General features: G+C 39.7%; 15 protein-coding genes. 8 read left to right on the plus strand and 7 right to left on the minus strand.

All coding sequences use genetic code 11. The annotated features are described in order from the left end of the window. Positions 1-65 precede the first annotated feature (65 nt). Genes dut through B8983_RS03680 form a run of 3 tightly spaced genes read left to right on the plus strand, consistent with a single transcriptional unit; the run spans position 66 to position 3,823 of the window. Entirely contained in the window at positions 66-515 is a 450-nt protein-coding gene (dut, locus tag B8983_RS03670; RefSeq protein ID WP_084282777.1) for a dUTP diphosphatase, read from the plus strand. A gap of 53 nt (positions 516-568) precedes the next feature. Next, the gene (locus B8983_RS03675) at positions 569-1,867 is read left to right on the plus strand and encodes a dicarboxylate/amino acid:cation symporter (RefSeq protein WP_084282778.1); all 1,299 of its coding nucleotides are present in this window, start codon (positions 569-571) and stop codon (positions 1,865-1,867) included. Positions 1,868-1,921: 54 nt separating this feature from the next. Then, complete coding sequence (locus tag B8983_RS03680; RefSeq protein WP_159460800.1) at positions 1,922-3,823, plus strand: acyltransferase family protein; 1,902 nt, start codon at positions 1,922-1,924, stop codon at positions 3,821-3,823. Between the two features lie 252 nt (positions 3,824-4,075). On the opposite strand, the gene clpA is transcribed toward B8983_RS03680, so the two are convergent. Next, on the minus strand, positions 4,076-6,376 hold the full coding sequence (clpA, locus tag B8983_RS03685) for an ATP-dependent Clp protease ATP-binding subunit ClpA (protein WP_084282780.1): 2,301 nt from the start codon (positions 6,374-6,376) through the stop codon (positions 4,076-4,078). Beyond that, on the minus strand, positions 6,373-6,732 hold the full coding sequence (gene clpS, locus B8983_RS03690) for an ATP-dependent Clp protease adapter ClpS (RefSeq protein WP_084282781.1): 360 nt from the start codon (positions 6,730-6,732) through the stop codon (positions 6,373-6,375). The genes clpA and clpS overlap by 4 nt, the downstream gene beginning before the upstream one ends. 401 nt (positions 6,733-7,133) lie before the next feature. Here clpS and B8983_RS03695 point away from each other — a divergent pair, with 401 nt between their 5' ends. Continuing rightward, a complete protein-coding gene (locus B8983_RS03695; protein ID WP_084282782.1) occupies positions 7,134-7,583 on the plus strand; it encodes a DUF192 domain-containing protein in 450 nt (149 codons plus the stop codon). Positions 7,584-7,677: 94 nt separating this feature from the next. On the opposite strand, the gene ppnP is transcribed toward B8983_RS03695, so the two are convergent. From ppnP to argF, 3 genes are read right to left on the minus strand one after another with little or no spacing between them, the layout of a single operon-like run. Then, positions 7,678-7,983: a pyrimidine/purine nucleoside phosphorylase gene (gene ppnP, locus B8983_RS03700; RefSeq protein WP_084282783.1), complete on the minus strand. Its 306-nt coding sequence runs from the start codon at positions 7,981-7,983 to the stop codon at positions 7,678-7,680. Positions 7,984-8,000: 17 nt separating this feature from the next. Further along, positions 8,001-9,230, minus strand: coding sequence for an argininosuccinate synthase (locus B8983_RS03705; protein ID WP_084282784.1), 1,230 nt, complete (start codon positions 9,228-9,230; stop codon positions 8,001-8,003). A 12-nt stretch (positions 9,231-9,242) separates the two neighbouring features. Further along, the gene (gene argF / locus B8983_RS03710; protein ID WP_084282785.1) at positions 9,243-10,199 is read right to left on the minus strand and encodes an ornithine carbamoyltransferase; all 957 of its coding nucleotides are present in this window, start codon (positions 10,197-10,199) and stop codon (positions 9,243-9,245) included. A gap of 145 nt (positions 10,200-10,344) precedes the next feature. Here argF and B8983_RS03715 point away from each other — a divergent pair, with 145 nt between their 5' ends. Beyond that, positions 10,345-10,644, plus strand: a complete 300-nt coding sequence (locus tag B8983_RS03715) for a DUF3579 domain-containing protein (RefSeq protein WP_084282786.1) — start codon at positions 10,345-10,347, stop codon at positions 10,642-10,644. A gap of 93 nt (positions 10,645-10,737) precedes the next feature. Here B8983_RS03715 and rpsT read toward each other — a convergent pair whose 3' ends face one another. Then, the gene (gene rpsT, locus B8983_RS03720; RefSeq protein WP_084282787.1) at positions 10,738-11,010 is read right to left on the minus strand and encodes a 30S ribosomal protein S20; all 273 of its coding nucleotides are present in this window, start codon (positions 11,008-11,010) and stop codon (positions 10,738-10,740) included. A gap of 171 nt (positions 11,011-11,181) precedes the next feature. Here rpsT and murJ point away from each other — a divergent pair, with 171 nt between their 5' ends. Continuing rightward, positions 11,182-12,741: a murein biosynthesis integral membrane protein MurJ gene (gene murJ / locus B8983_RS03725; protein ID WP_084282788.1), complete on the plus strand. Its 1,560-nt coding sequence runs from the start codon at positions 11,182-11,184 to the stop codon at positions 12,739-12,741. Between the two features lie 5 nt (positions 12,742-12,746). Beyond that, the gene (locus B8983_RS03730; protein ID WP_084282960.1) at positions 12,747-13,589 is read left to right on the plus strand and encodes a SirB1 family protein; all 843 of its coding nucleotides are present in this window, start codon (positions 12,747-12,749) and stop codon (positions 13,587-13,589) included. Positions 13,590-13,619: 30 nt separating this feature from the next. Here the strand turns inward: B8983_RS03730 and B8983_RS03735 are convergent, their stop codons facing one another. Continuing rightward, positions 13,620-14,324 carry a VTT domain-containing protein gene (locus B8983_RS03735; RefSeq protein WP_084282789.1) on the minus strand — a complete coding sequence of 235 codons (705 nt, stop codon included), beginning with the start codon at positions 14,322-14,324 and terminating at the stop codon, positions 13,620-13,622. Between B8983_RS03735 and mutL the strand changes: the two genes are divergently transcribed. Continuing rightward, complete coding sequence (gene mutL / locus B8983_RS03740; protein ID WP_084282790.1) at positions 14,323-16,161, plus strand: DNA mismatch repair endonuclease MutL; 1,839 nt, start codon at positions 14,323-14,325, stop codon at positions 16,159-16,161. The two genes, B8983_RS03735 and mutL, sit on opposite strands and share 2 nt — an antisense overlap. Positions 16,162-16,163: the final 2 nt, after the last annotated feature.

Below are 16,163 nucleotides of genomic sequence, written 5' to 3' on the forward strand. Positions count from 1 at the left end.
ACTTCCTTCAATTAGGAAGTTTTTTATATCCCCATCATTTCATATGAATCAATTAGGATAAAAAGATGCAAAAATTACAAGTAAAAATTCTGGATGAACGCATGCGTGACATGTTGCCGGCCTATGCTACCCAGGGAAGTGCTGGACTCGACTTACGTGCTTGTCTGGACGAGGCTGTAGTCATTGAGCCTGGACAGACGATTCTTGTACCAACAGGATTATCAATTTATGTGGCTGACCCAGGATATTGCGCATTAATCTTGCCACGTTCAGGTCTTGGTCATAAACATGGAATTGTTTTAGGTAACTTAGTAGGTTTAATTGACTCGGACTATCAGGGCCAATTAATGGTCAGTACCTGGAATCGAGGTCAACAGGCCTTTAAGTTAGAACCCATGGAAAGACTGGCACAGCTTGTGATTGTTCCAGTAGTTCAGGTTGCATGGGATGTTGTAGAGGAATTTGAAACGAGTGACCGGGGTGATGGAGGGTTTGGCAGTACCGGTAAAAAATAATTCAAAGTAAGCTAAAAAAGCTATTCATCAATAATTAGAGACAGGTGCGAGATATGAGAAAAGTTTCATCAACTGCTTGGATATTGCTTTGTATGGTATTGGGGATTGCCGTGGGTTATTTCATTAATACCCACGTTGAAGATCCAGATCGAATTAAAGTACTAGCTGCAAATTTTTCTATTCTTTCTGAGGTTTTTTTAACTCTCATCAAAATGATTATTGCGCCACTCGTATTTTCTACCCTGGTGGTGGGAATTGCCCATATGGGGGATGCGGCAGCTATTGGTAGAGTATTTTTTAAAGCTCTTGCATGGTTTTTATCTGCATCACTAATGTCTCTCGTATTAGGTTTAATTTTTTCTAATTTGATGCAACCAGGTGCGAATTTAAACTTCCCTCTTCCTGACTCGCATTTAAGTGCTAATTTGGCTACCTCTGAATTTACCTTTCATGACTTTGTTAAACATCTAATCCCATCATCTTTTGTTGATGCGATGGCTAAGAACGAAATTCTGCAGATCGTAGTGTTCTCAATTTTCTTTGGTGTTGCGATGGCTTCATTGGGCGACAAAATGAAAACACTCATCAAGAGTATTGATGAGTTGTCCCATGTCATGCTGAAAATCACAACCTATGTCATGAAATTTGCGCCCATCGCTGTCTTTGCAGCAATGGTTTCAACCGTTGCTGTGAATGGCTTAGGTATTTTGGCTGACTTTGCAGTTTTTATGATTGATTTTTATGTGGCACTGATTTGTCTTTGGCTTGTTTTGATTTTGGCAGGCTTTATTTTCTTAGGTCCGAGAATCAAGGATTTACTTCTGAATATCAAGGAAGCTTTTTTGATTTCTTTTGCTACCGCTAGTTCAGAAGCTGCGTATCCCAAAATTTTAGACGCCCTAGATCGTTTCGGGGTTAATCGTAAAATATCCAGCTTTGTAATGCCTTTGGGATATTCATTCAATTTAGATGGTTCAATGATGTACTGTACCTTTGCGACATTATTTATCGCTCAAGCGTATGGCATGCACATCCCGATTGCTACGCAAATAACGATGTTACTAGTACTCATGCTGACCTCTAAAGGAATGGCTGGAGTACCCAGAGCATCATTAGTTGTGATTGCAGCAACACTCAATCAATTTGGTATTCCTGAGGCTGGTTTATTGATGATTCTAGGGGTTGATACCTTCTTAGATATGGGACGTTCTGCAACCAATGCTGTCGGTAACTCCATCGCCTCAGCTGTGGTAGCTAAATGGGAAGGTGGACTCCTATCGAAGGAAGACGCCGCGATAAATGCCCAATTAATTGATCAAGAAGCTAATGGGAAGATTCAGTCCTTGAGCTAAGAGGTCTTTTCGCCGAAAATAGCCGCTAATTTTGATAAAACAACCAACTTCATCTTGAGACTGCCTATTCAATCAGAAAATAAAAATGCCTTAGGTTATAGACCTGATATTGATGGACTGCGTGCAATTGCTGTTCTTTTAGTGATTACGTTTCATGCCTATCCTGAAAAAATAAGAGGTGGGTTTATTGGAGTCGATATCTTTTTTGTGATATCTGGATACCTTATTTCTTCATTGCTGTATCAACATTTGCAGTCGGAAACTTTTAGTATTTTAGAGTTTTATGAAAGAAGAATAAGGCGAATTTTTCCTGCATTACTCACCGTGATTATTACTTGCTTTATTGTTGGTTGGTGTATTTTGCTCCCAGATGAATTGAAGCAACTTGGGAAAAATATAGCTGGGGGAGCAGGATTCATATCAAACTTACTCTATTGGAATGAAAGCGGTTACTTTGACAGTTTAGCCATCAATAAACCTCTGTTACATCTTTGGAGTTTGGGTGTTGAGGAGCAATTTTATCTGTTTTGGCCGATATTTCTGTACTTTGTCGCAAAGAAGAAAGAAAGCTTCTTGCGATTCACAATCTTTATAACAGTAATTTCGTTTATTGCGAACATCATCTATTCAAAAATTGACCCAATTGCAGCATTTTATTCTCCACTAACCCGTTTTTGGGAGCTTCAATGTGGGGCAATACTTGCGTGGTCAAAACTACAGGGCAAGCAATTCGAGAAGAATAATTGGTTATCACTGATTGGCGTAACCATGATTGGCATCTCCGCATACCAAATTGATGAGACGATGACATTTCCTGGTTGGTTGGCTATTTTTCCAGTATTTGGTTCTTTATTAGTAATAGCATCCAATCAAGATCGTTTCATCAATAAATACATTCTCTCAAACCGAATCATGGTGTGGGTAGGTTTAATCAGCTATCCACTGTATTTATGGCATTGGCCATTAATTTCATTTGCCTCAATCCTAGAAGGTAGGTTTCCAGATGTTCATGTGCGATCTAAGGCTTTATTCATTGCCTTAATTTTGTCATGGCTCACCTATAAATTGATTGAAAAGCCCCTTCGCTTTGGAAAGTACCCGAAAAATAAGGTTCTCGCCTTATGTATAACAATGGTACTTATGGGATCGATTGGCGCCTATACTTTCATGAAAAATGGACTTGTCTTTTTCAAACAAGAGCCATCACTGCAGACTTTCAAAGGTGAAATAGGTCACCCCCCATTTGATAATTATCTTTCTAGCAATTTCTACAAATGCACACCTGAATACTTATATCAAGAGGCACTTAGCATAAAAGTGAGGTGCTATCAATCTAAACCTAATGGCCCCATTCACCTTGCATTGATTGGAGATAGCCATGCAGAGCATCTTTTTATAGGGCTAGCTGAGGCTTTACCAAATAAAAATATTGTTTTTTATGTAAAGCCTGAATCTCCATTTGTAGACAATGATCAATTTAAAAAAATCTATGACTATGTGTTGAATAATCATTCAATCAAACAAATCATCTTGGCTTTAAATTGGAATGGCAAAATTGGCAGAGAAAAAACGCCAGAGATATTTGAGCAAAAGTTACTAGCAACAACCAATATGATTTCTAAAAGTGGTAAAACACTCTTTATAACAAACGATGTGCCAGTCTTTTCGTTCGACCCTAAAAAATGTGTCAGCATCAGATGGCCAAAAACAGAGCAAGTCTGTAACGAGAAGCTTGCATTTAACTATTACACAGATATTCTAAAAAGGGTTGCCGCTGCTACAAACAACATGCACATCATTAATACTTTAGAGGATTTTTGCTCTGATGACGAGTGTTCAATGGTTAAAGATAAAACGATCTTATATAGAGACTTCAATCATTTAAATATTGATGGCTCACATTACCTAGCAAAAAGTATTTTGCAAAAAAATCCACTTCTCAAAAAAGAAGAATAGTTATTTTCTTTTCAAATCATATTGCATGGTTTACAAAGCCTGTTGAAAACTTCTTTGGTGCTGATCAATTTTAATACCTCTCAGGTTGACACTCTACACAAGATGCAAGTGCTAGAACAAAAGTTAACTAACCATAAAATACTTTAGAAGTACTCAACAAAATCAAAAAACCACCAGATTGAAGGTGGTTTTGGTGTTTCTTGATGGCTCGGGGCGGAATCGAACCACCAACAAAAGGATTTTCAACTCAAATTAATTTTCTTCTGTAATCTCTGGAGTCGTTACTTTACCTTTGCTACTAGATGCACGAATATCGAGTTGCACTACTTCCTTGTCATCAATATCAACCGTTACAGTTCCACCTTGCACTAAGCGTCCAAACAAGAGTTCATCGGCCAAGGCTTTACGAACGGTATCCTGAATCAGACGCTGCATTGGTCTTGCGCCCATGAGGGGATCAAAACCTTTCCTAGACAAGTATTCACGTAATGCAGTTGAGAAGGTGGCATCCACTTTCTTTTCGTGCAATTGCTCTTCAAGTTGCATGAGGAATTTATCAACTACTCTGAGAATAATTGACTTATCAAGCGCTTTAAATGAAACGATGGCATCCAAACGGTTTCTAAATTCAGGCGTAAACATCCGCTTGATATCAATCATTTCATCACCCGCTTCACGCGGATTCGTAAAGCCAATGGTTGATTTATTCATCGTTTCAGCACCAGCGTTGGTTGTCATAATGATGATGACATTTCTAAAGTCCGCTTTACGCCCATTGTTATCTGTTAGAGTGCCGTGATCCATCACTTGTAACAAAATGTTAAAGATATCAGGATGTGCTTTTTCAATTTCATCAAGTAACAACACGCAATGAGGCTTTTTATTCACTGCTTCTGTTAATAAACCACCTTGATCAAAGCCAACATAGCCTGGAGGGGCACCAATCAATCGACTGACTGCATGGCGCTCCATATATTCAGACATGTCAAAACGTAATAGTTCTACGCCCATAATGAACGCTAACTGCTTCGCTACTTCAGTTTTACCCACACCAGTTGGTCCTGAAAACAAGAAAGAACCAATTGGCTTATCCAAACTACCAAGACCAGCACGAGCCATCTTAATGGATGAAGCTAAGGCTTCAATGGCAGGATCTTGACCGAAAACCACACTCTTCAAATCGCGATCTAAAGTTTGCAATTTGCTGCGATCATCCACACTCACTGACTGTGGAGGGATGCGCGCAATTTTAGAAACAATATCTTCAATCTCAACCCGACTAATCGTTTTCTTTTGCTTCGATTTTGGTAGGATTCTTTGCGCAGCTCCCGCCTCATCAATCACGTCAATCGCCTTATCTGGGAGTTGACGATCATTAATGTATCTAGCTGACAGTTCAGCTGCAGCACTCAGAGCGCTCTGAGAATATTTCACACCATGGTGCTCTTCAAAACGAGATTTAAGACCGCGTAAGATTTGAACCGTTTGATCAATCGTTGGCTCTACGACATCGACCTTTTGAAAACGTCGTGATAACGCTGCATCTTTTTCAAAGATACCGCGATACTCTGTAAAAGTTGTTGCGCCAATACACTTTAGTTGACCGCTAGATAAAGATGGTTTTAATAAATTACTGGCATCTAAAGTACCACCCGATGCAGCCCCAGCACCTATCATGGTATGAATTTCATCAATGAACAAAATTCCATGGGGGTTATCCTTCAACGACTTCAAAACACCTTTTAAACGCTGTTCAAAGTCACCACGATATTTTGTTCCTGCCAATAAGGCTCCCATATCTAGAGAGTAGACGGTAGCTTCCTTTAGGATGTCGGGCACATCATTCTGTGTAATTCTCCAAGCCAAACCCTCAGCAATCGCGGTCTTACCAACTCCAGCTTCACCAACTAACAAAGGATTGTTTTTCCTTCTGCGGCAAAGTATTTGGATGACGCGTTCAACTTCGTGTTCGCGCCCAATTAAAGGATCAATTTTCCCTTGACGTGCAAGTGCATTCAAATTTTGCGTAAACTGTTCTAAGGGGCTATCTTTGCCATTGCCAGCTGCAGATTCTTCGGTATCACTCGGGTGCTCTTGCTTCGCAGGCTCTGTTTGATCTTTACGAATGCCGTGACTAATAAAATTGACGACATCTAAACGCGTAATCCCCTGTTGTTGTAGGTAATAAACAGCATGCGAATCTTTTTCACCAAAAATAGCTACTAGTACGTTTGCGCCTGTCACTTCCTTTTTGCCACTGGAGGTCGATTGCACATGCATAATCGCCCGTTGAATGACACGCTGAAAACCTAAAGTAGGCTGGGTATCAACTTCGTCGGCACCGGGTACGATTGGCGTGTTGTCATTAATAAAGTTTTTAAGGAGCGCCCGTAAATCCCCAACATGTACAGCACAGGCTTTCAGGACTTCAACTGCCGTTGCATTATCCAACAAGGCGCATAACAAGTGCTCCACTGTAATAAACTCATGCCTTGCAGCTCTAGCATCTACAAACGCCATATGCAAACTTACTTCTAGTTCTTGGGCAATCATACTTCCTCCATCATGCACTGCAAAGGGTGACCCGATTTCCGGGAAATTTCAACGACTTGATCTACTTTTGTTGCTGCTACATCATGGGTATACACACCACAAACACCTTTACCCTCCATATGCACCTGCAACATAATCCGTGTAGCGGTTTCTTGATCTTTATGAAAGTACTCTTGAATAACCATCACAACAAATTCCATTGGGGTAAAGTCATCATTTAATAAAACCACTCGATATAAGGAGGGTGGCTCTACTTTTTGTGCCTCACGATCCATAACGACGGAACGTTGATCGTCGCCAAAAGGTCTCTTTGGCGATGCCGCATAAATTATTTTTTTACTCAATTTCGTATTCATACTTCAATTCTACTCATTTATCAATTTGCTAGTTATTTTCAGATTACTAAATGAGTGTTTTATCAAAAATAACATATTTTTTAATTCATTTATTCAAAATTAATGAACAACAATAAAAATACCGATTTTTTAATGGTTTGTTTCTAGTAAAAAAACCCTGGGGAAAATTCACCAAGGTTTTCTATAATAACTTTTAGAAAATACGTACTTTAATTGCAAATGACACCTATTAATATATAAAGTCGATAAGAATGATCCCAATTACCAACAAAAAATCTTCACTAAACGTTAAGTTAATAACGTAATATTACAATACCTTTTCCTGTTGTTTTTACTAGTTTTAGGAATTCTTTTTTACATTATTAGATGGTCTAATCCTTTCATACTCACAAAAATAAAAAATGCTTTCTACTATCCATCAATTGAAGTTATTTTTCTCGCTCTTTGGCTTGTGGTTGATTCAATCTCAGGCTATTTCAGCCCCCCTTCCCGTCATTGAATTAAAAATTGGCAAAACAGTAATTCAGGCGGAGGTTGCTTCCACACCTGCATCTCAACAACTAGGACTGATGTATCGAAAAGAGTTGGCGACTAATTCAGGGATGTTATTTATTTTCAATGACAAAGCTGGTCATTGTTTTTGGATGAAAAACACTTTGATACCACTTTCGATTGCTTTTTTAGAGGATGATGGAAAAATCATCAATATTGAAGAGATGTTGCCCCAAACGGAAGAGAACCATTGTCCAACTCGACCAACAAGGTTTGCTCTTGAAATGAATAGTGACTGGTTTGGCAGTAGAAAATTTACACCAGGCACAGTTATCACCGGATTACCGAAGTTACAGTAACTGCTGACTTTTATGATTTGTGCATAGTATTAGGGGCTCTATCAGAGCCCCTAATACTATTTAAAACTGCTTATGTCTTGAATATTTTTGAGATTTAACCGAAATGACAGACATAATGTACTGGCTCTTCAGCACGAATCGTGAAATATCCGCCTGCCTCAACTTCCCAACTAGTAGTTGGGCCATACGCCTGTTCTGTTCCGCCGTTAATACTGACAAATGCGGTTCCATCGACTACTTCCATAACTTCTTTAGTACTTAAATCAAAACGTAAAGTACTTGGTAGGATTACGCCAACTGATTTTCTAGTACCGTCTGCCAAGGTTACTGTATGTGAAACACACTTTCCATCAAAAAAGACATTCGCTTTTTTTCCAACTGTTACTTGTTCAAAATGCATTTTTAGTTCCTATTCTCTTATTTCAATCTTTTACGTCTAGCGATTTCCGCGATACGCATTCTTAGTGCATTTAATTTAATAAAGCCACCTGCATCCGCTTGGTTATAAGCGCCACCATCATCATCAAAAGTAGCAATATTCATATCAAATAAGGTATTGACAGAGTCTCTTGACACTACGGATACGGATCCTTTGTAGAGTTTTAATCTCACAAAACCATTCACCATCAATTGCGTATGATCAATTAATGTCTGTAATGCAATTCTTTCTGGAGCCCACCAGTAGCCGTTATAAATCAGACTTGCATAGCGAGGCATTAAATCATCTTTCAAATGGGCTACTTCACGATCCAAGGTAATACTTTCAATGCCACGATGCGCTTTTAAAAGTATTGTGCCGCCAGGAGTTTCGTAGCAACCACGACTCTTCATACCAACGAAACGGTTTTCAACCAAATCTAAACGACCGATACCATGCTTACCACCCAATGTATTTAATTGAGCTAGCATTTCCTTGGGTCCCAAAGCCACACCGTTGATTGCAACTGGATCACCTTTTGAAAACTCAATATCAATAAACTCCGCTTGATCTGGTGCGTTTTCTGGTGAAACTGTCCAACGCCACATGGACTCTTCAGCTACAGCATTTGGGTTTTCAAGATGACGGCCTTCAAAACTGATGTGCAATAGGTTAGCATCCATCGAATAAGGTGCACCACCTTGCTTATGCTTCATTTCAACAGGAATCTCATGTTTTTCAGCGTAGGCTAAAAGTTTTTCCCTAGATAAAAGATCCCATTCACGCCAAGGGGCAATCACCTTAATGCCAGGCTCTAGGGCATAGTAGCCTAACTCAAATCGAACTTGATCATTTCCTTTACCTGTTGCACCATGAGATACGGCATTGGCACCCGTCATACGGGCGATTTCAATTTGTCTTTTCGCAATTAATGGCCGGGCGATAGAAGTTCCTAGTAGGTACTCACCTTCATAAACTGTATTGGCACGAAACATGGGGAGCACAAAATCTCGCACAAACTCATCCCGCAAATCATCAATAAAAATGTTTTCAGGTTTAATGCCAAATTTAATTGCTTTAGCACGAGCAGGTTCTAACTCTTCACCTTGACCGAGATCAGCAGTAAAAGTAACAATCTCACATTGATATGTGTCTTGTAACCACTTAAGGATTACGCTGGTATCCAATCCACCTGAATATGCAAGTACAACTTTTTTAATATCATCCATCTTATTTACCAATTAGTTTAATTTTCCACACAATAAAAATTCCATTAAAGCCTTTTGAACATGTAAACGGTTCTCGGCTTCCTCCCAGACAATACTTTGCGGCCCATCAATGACCGATGCCGCAACTTCTTCCCCACGATGCGCTGGCAAACAATGCATAAATAACGCATCCGGTTTTGCTACCGACATTTTTTCTTCATCTACCATCCACTTTTCAAAAGCTGTCAAACGGGCACTATTTTCCTGCTCATACCCCATGCTTGTCCATACATCAGTGGTTACCAAGTGCACATCAACACAGGCATCTTTGGGATTGCTAAATTGTTTTAAGTGTTTTTTCTCTAAATCACTCAACCTAGTTGTGTCGATTTCGTATCCTATAGGACCTGAAAAATGTACGTCAAATCCTAAAATAGCAGCAGCCTGTATCCAAGTGTATGCCATATTATTTGCGTCCCCAATCCAAGCAACCTTTTTACCTTGAATTGAGCCTCTTGCTTCATGAAAAGTAAAAATATCTGCCAATACTTGGCAAGGATGGTATTCATTCGTCAAGCCATTAATCACTGGGACTCTGGAATTAGCGGCAAATCGTTCTAAAATTTCTTGGCCAAAGGTACGGATCATAATAATATCCGTCATTCTTGAAATTACTTGGGCAGCATCTTCAACAGGCTCGCCACGTCCCAATTGGGTATCACGTGTATTCAAATACACAGCATGCCCACCTAACTGGTGCATACCTGCTTCAAAAGACAACCTAGTCCTTGTGGAATGCTTTTCAAAAATCATGGCAAGTGTTCTATCATGTAAGGGATGCCATGTTTCGTAGGCTTTGAACTTATCCTTTAAAACTTTCGAACGATTTAAAATGTATTCATATTCGCTTGCATCTAAATCGGAAAATTGAAGGTAATGTCGCAGAGGTAATGAATTCTGAGGGTATGAGTTGTTAGGTGATGTATTCATTTTTGTATCCAAAAGTCTATTGTATTCAATCGTATATTTACCCAGAATTTTTTAAGAATAACCCTAAATTCATTACTTATTCTAATTTGAAAACTATACTTCGATTAAACCTTAATATCTAAAATCTTGAAAAGCTAAAAATTCCGTGACAACTAAACATTATTTAATTCATGGTGTAACTATTCATGGTAAAACTTTTAGACCTAGCGACTGGGCCGACCGCTTGTGTGGGGTCATGGCGAGGTTCAGACTTTCTACCGACTATGGTGACCCTAAATATACCTACTCGCCTTACGTTTACCCTGAAATGATTACCAATATCAAGTGCGTCGTTGTCGATGAAAGGCTACGGGATATTGATCCAAGAGCTTTGGACTTTGTTCTTAACTTTGCAAAAGATAACGAACTTGTCATGACAGAAATGTGCGAAATTCCTGCAAAATAACCACTAAAACTCTTAACTGCGAAAAGCCCATTAAAATTAAAAAGTCCGCATCTGCGGACTATTTGCGGACTTTAACAGTGTATCTTTATCAGATTAACCAGCTACAGCCATTGATTTAATGGCAGCAGATAAACGTGACTTTTGACGAGCTGCAGTATTTTTGTGAATAATTTTCTTGTCTGCAATTTTATCAATCGTAGATTGAGCTGCTAAAAATACTTTAGCTGCAGTATCTTTATCGCCAGCATCTACTGCTTTGCGAACTGATTTGATTGCTGTTCTTAAACGTGAACGTAAGCTTGAATTGTGAGCATTTGTTTTTACTGCTTGACGTGCACGCTTACGAGCTTGAGCTGTATTTGCCATAGTTATTTCTCTTCAAAAAATCTTGTATAAGTATTGATAAATTCAAAAACTTGCTAATTTATTGGTTTTCTCGCGAAATTAATTAAAATATTTGCTGAAAACTTGTAATCCACAATTATATATTAATAAATAGTATTTGACTACTCTCTTTAATTAAAGGGAAAATAACTCGTGAATCTCTTAACCTCCGCCGCAAAAGTAAGCAGTATGACGATGTTATCTCGAATTTTGGGACTCGTCAGGGAAACCCTCATCGCAAGGGCCTTTGGGGCGTCGGAAATGACTGACGCCTTTAATGTTGCTTTTCGGTTACCTAACTTACTCAGAAGGCTGTTTGCAGAGGGGGCATTTTCCCAGGCCTTCGTACCCATTTTGAGTGAAACTAACACCAAGTTTGGACCAGAAAAAAGTAAGCAGCTCATCAATGTCGTTTCTACCTTATTGTTTTGGGCCTTATTGTTAGTCGTTATCCTAGGGGTAGTATTTACTCCTTTTTTGGTTTTATTCGTTGCTTCTGGGTTTAAAAATCAAGAAACCTTTGAATTAAGCGTCATTTTGACTAGGATCATGTTCCCTTACATTGGTTTTATCTCCATGGTTTCGCTTGCAGCAGGGATCCTAAATACCAATAAACGTTTTATGGTTCCAGCTTTTACACCTGTATTACTGAATTTGGGCATGATTTGCGGTGCTTTGTTTTTAGCCCCTAAACTCTCCACTCCGATTTATGGACTTGCCATCGGTGTCATGATTGGAGGTTTTCTTCAACTCGTCTTACAAATTCCATTTTTACTCAAACTTGGCATGTTGCCTAAAATTGGCATCACCTACAGTACGATTAAATCCGCAATGCGTGACTCCGATGCAAAAAGAATCTTGAAATTGATGGGTCCGGCAGTATTTGCAGTTTCCGTGAGTCAAATATCACTGATTATCAATACAAATATAGCTTCTCATCTTGCCACTGGAAGCGTTTCATGGCTTTCCTATGCAGATCGATTAATGGAATTCCCAACCGCACTATTAGGTGTAGCTGTTGGAACAGTTCTTTTACCAAGTTTAAGTAAAGCCAATGCAGCGGCTAATTATGAATTGGCCGGCAAATTAGTCAATTGGGGGATTCGTTTAACTTTTTTGATTGCTAGTCCAGCTGCCATTGCTTTATTTGTTTTTGGCGAACCCCTAGCAACATCACTTTATCACTATGGGAAATTTAGTAGTCATGATGTCGCAATGACTACGGTAGCGCTTCAAGCTTACGGTGTCGGCTTAATAGGATTAATTCTAGTTAAAGTATTAGCGCCAGGTTTCTACGCCAGGCAAGATATTAAAACCCCAGTAAAAATTGGTTTGTTCGTCCTAGCAATGACCCAGTTATCAAATTACATATTAGTACCCTATCTACAACATACAGGGCTCGCTCTCTCCATTGGTATCGGTGCCTGTATCAATGCAGCTCTTTTATGGGTGGGCCTTTATCGACGTGGTGTAATGCGCTTTGGTGAGCAACAATGGTTAAAGTTTTTTGCTCGCATAGTCCTGGGTGTTGGGATGTTTGGTGTTGTGTTACATTTTGGCGCCAATTATCATAACTGGATTGAGCTACAGGTTAGCCCACTGACAAGAATTTTACTAATGATGGCTTGGGGTTCTGGTGCAATTCTTGTGTATTTTCTGACTCTATGGATAATAGGTTTCAAGTTCAAAGAATTTTTAAGACACTCCCACTAATTTTTATGCCAACAACTCACTTAGATTATTTCTCGACTTTAGTTGCAGAGGATGCTCATTTCCCCCTCACTGAAGCTGCGATTTCTGTCGGACAACATGCTTTTCCTGATTTAGATGTACAAGCAGTAATGGATGAGATCGACACAATGTCGGTGAAGCTTCAACAACGATTTACCCCAGAAACAAGTCATTTACAAAAGTTACAACACCTTAAGCATTTCTTTTTTACTGAAATGGGATTCGGGTTAAATACAAATGATTACTACGATCCAGAAAACTCTTACGTTCATAGTATTCTCAAGAGTCGCCGAGGTATTCCAATTTCTTTGGCTATAGTGATTATTGAACTCGGTGGACAAATTGGTCTTAACATTAAAGGGATTTCATTTCCCAATCATTTCCTTGTTCGTATTTCTTTGCCTCAAGGAGAGGTTGTAATGGATCCAACAACTGGATCTTCATTATCCAAAAATGAATTACAGGCCATGTTGGACCCCTATTTGGACGCGCAAGGTTATCGGGACGAATTGAGCTTACCTTTAAGTCTTTTTCTGCGAAGTTCAGGACCACGTGAGATCTTATCCAGATTTTTACGGAACTTAAAAGCTATTTATAGCCATGAAGATCGCTGGGAAAGATTATTAAGTATTCAACAACGACTTGCTATTCTTTTACCCAATGAAATTGAAGAAATTAGAGATCGTGGATTAGCGTTTGCTCAACTTGAATATCTCAGACCAGCCATTGCTGATTTATCGAAATATATCCAAACCGTCCCTGAAGCAAAAGATGCCCCCCAAATTAGAGAACAACTTGCTGAGATCGAAAAAAATCTAAAGCTTCACTGATCCCTGCAAACCTAACGGTTCAATTGACTGTTAGGCTTTGACTTTTTTACTAAAGATTGATTTTAGAATTTTCAGGACTCCAGCGATGGATAGCGGCACTACTGCCACGCCAACACCGATAACAACAATTAAGTCTAAATTGTCACGGATACCAGGCAAATTACCAAAAAAGTATCCGCAAATAGTTAAGCTAAGGCTCCAGAGACATGCGCCCGAAATATTAAATAACTGGAATTTTGCGAAAGACATATTAGATATGCCTGCCACAAATGGTGCAAACGACCGGATGATTGGTAAAAATCGGGCAAGAACAATGGTCTTTCCACCATGCTTTTCAAAAAAACCATGCGTACGCATTAATGCTTTTTGATCAATCCACCGAATACTGGAAATTTCTATTTTTTTTACTAAATACTGACCGACCCAATAATTTACAGTATTACCAGCGGTAGCTGAAATGATAATTAACGCATTCAAAATCACAATACTTAATTGTCCTGATGCACAGAAGGCGCCAGCTGTAAATAGTAGGGTATCTCCGGGTAAAAAAGGGAAAATAACAAATCCTGTTTCCGCAAAAATAATGCCGCTGAGGATGCCGTAGGTCCAATTACCGTAATCGCCGATATGATCGCCGATATGCATAATTGTTTGAAAGATTGAGATTAATTGTTCCACCGCTAGATAATAACATTTAAGTATTAATTCTTCGTATTCATGAGAAAATGACCTCATGGACAGAAAACCTATAGAAGAACTTTCCGATAAGCTAATCAGTCAGATCGCCGCAGGTGAGGTCATTGAGCGTCCCAGTGCGGTCGTCAAGGAGTTACTAGAAAACTCAGTTGACGCAGGAGCTCTTGCCATCGAAATACGTTTAGAAGAAGGTGGTTGTCAACGGATTGTGATTTCTGATGATGGTCAAGGTATCCCCCCTAAGGAATTAGCGCTAGCTGTCAAACGCCATGCGACTAGTAAAATTGCTAGCTTAGAGGATTTGGAGTCGGTACTTACGATGGGTTTTCGTGGGGAGGCATTGGCATCGATTGCCTCTGTATCGAAATTAAGTATTACTACCAAAACAATAGCGGATGATCACGCGTGGAAATTAACCCACCCAAGCCATGAAATAATGCCTGCGGCTGGGGCACAAGGATGCCGCATTGATGTGGAAGATCTTTTCTACAACACTCCAGCCCGCAGAAAATTTCTAAAGTCGACCGCCACTGAACTTGGGCATTGTGTAGAAGCAATCAAACGGGTCGCTTTGGCTAACCCTCAAATCGGCTTTGCAGTGTGGCATAACGGTAAGCCTTTATATCGATGGTTAATTGGCTCCCTCGAGACAAGAGCAAACGAAATTCTTGGTGCAGAGTTTCAAGCTGCCCAACTAGCGGTTGACGCATCTTCTGAGATTATTTCCTTGAGTGGTTTCATCGGCGCCCCAACGGCAAGTAGAGCGAGGGCCGATCAACAGTTTATTTTTGTTAATCAACGCTTTGTCAAAGATAAGCTGATAAATCATGCAATTCGGAGTGCCTATCAAGATGTATTGCATGGTGATCGGCAACCAATCTTAGTTCTTTGTTTAAATATTTTGCCTGAATTAGTGGATGTGAATGTTCACCCCGCCAAAATTGAGGTGCGTTTTAGAGATAGCCGAGCTGTACATCAGTTCATATATCACACAGTCAAAGATCGTTTGGCACATGGTGCGGGCCAGTCAAGGGACACAGATGACTCTGAATCATTAACCACTTTTCAAGCCTCAAGCATTCATGCATTGAGTCCACTACAACCCGTCAGTACTCCCTATACATTTAAGAATTTATCTCAGTCGCATCCTTTGCAAATGTCCATTTCCGTCAAGGATTCGATGCGGCAATTATTCTCTATTCCGAATCAGGCTTTACAGAGTGTTACAGAGCCTAGCTTTACACAGCCTCATCAAGCAATCACGCCATCAGAAAATTTATCCTCCTCAGACGATGAGTTTCCACTGGGTAACGCCATTGCTCAATTAGCGGGGATTTATATCCTTGCCCAGAATCGGTCTGGGCTTGTTTTAGTCGATATGCATGCCGCTCATGAGCGTGTCTTATATGAGCAGTTTAAAAAAGATTTAGGTGGTCAGGTAGCCATTCAACATCTACTCGTACCAATCGTTTTAAATATTAGCCAAATTGAAATGGCTGCCGTGACTGAAAATCAGTCGCTATTAAATGATTTAGGTTTTGATGTAAGCCCTATTGGGCCTGAGCAAATTAGCATACGTAGTTTGCCAGCATTACTAAGTAAGTCAGAACCTGGGTTACTGATGAAGGGTTTAATTGAGGATTTAAAGGAGATTGGCTCTGGTCAAGTGATCGAAGCTGCCAAACATGAGCGATTGGCCTCAAAAGCATGTCATAGTGCTGTTCGAGCTCATCGAATCTTATCGATTCCAGAGATGAATGCGCTTCTTCGAGAAATGGAAAATACCGATAGGGCAGATCAGTGTAATCATGGCAGGCCTACTTGGATTCAATTAAGTATTAATGACTTAGATAAGTTATTTTTACGAGGTAAATGAGG

This window comes from Polynucleobacter kasalickyi, from assembly GCF_900176405.1.
GTDB classification, from domain to species: domain Bacteria; phylum Pseudomonadota; class Gammaproteobacteria; order Burkholderiales; family Burkholderiaceae; genus Polynucleobacter; species Polynucleobacter kasalickyi.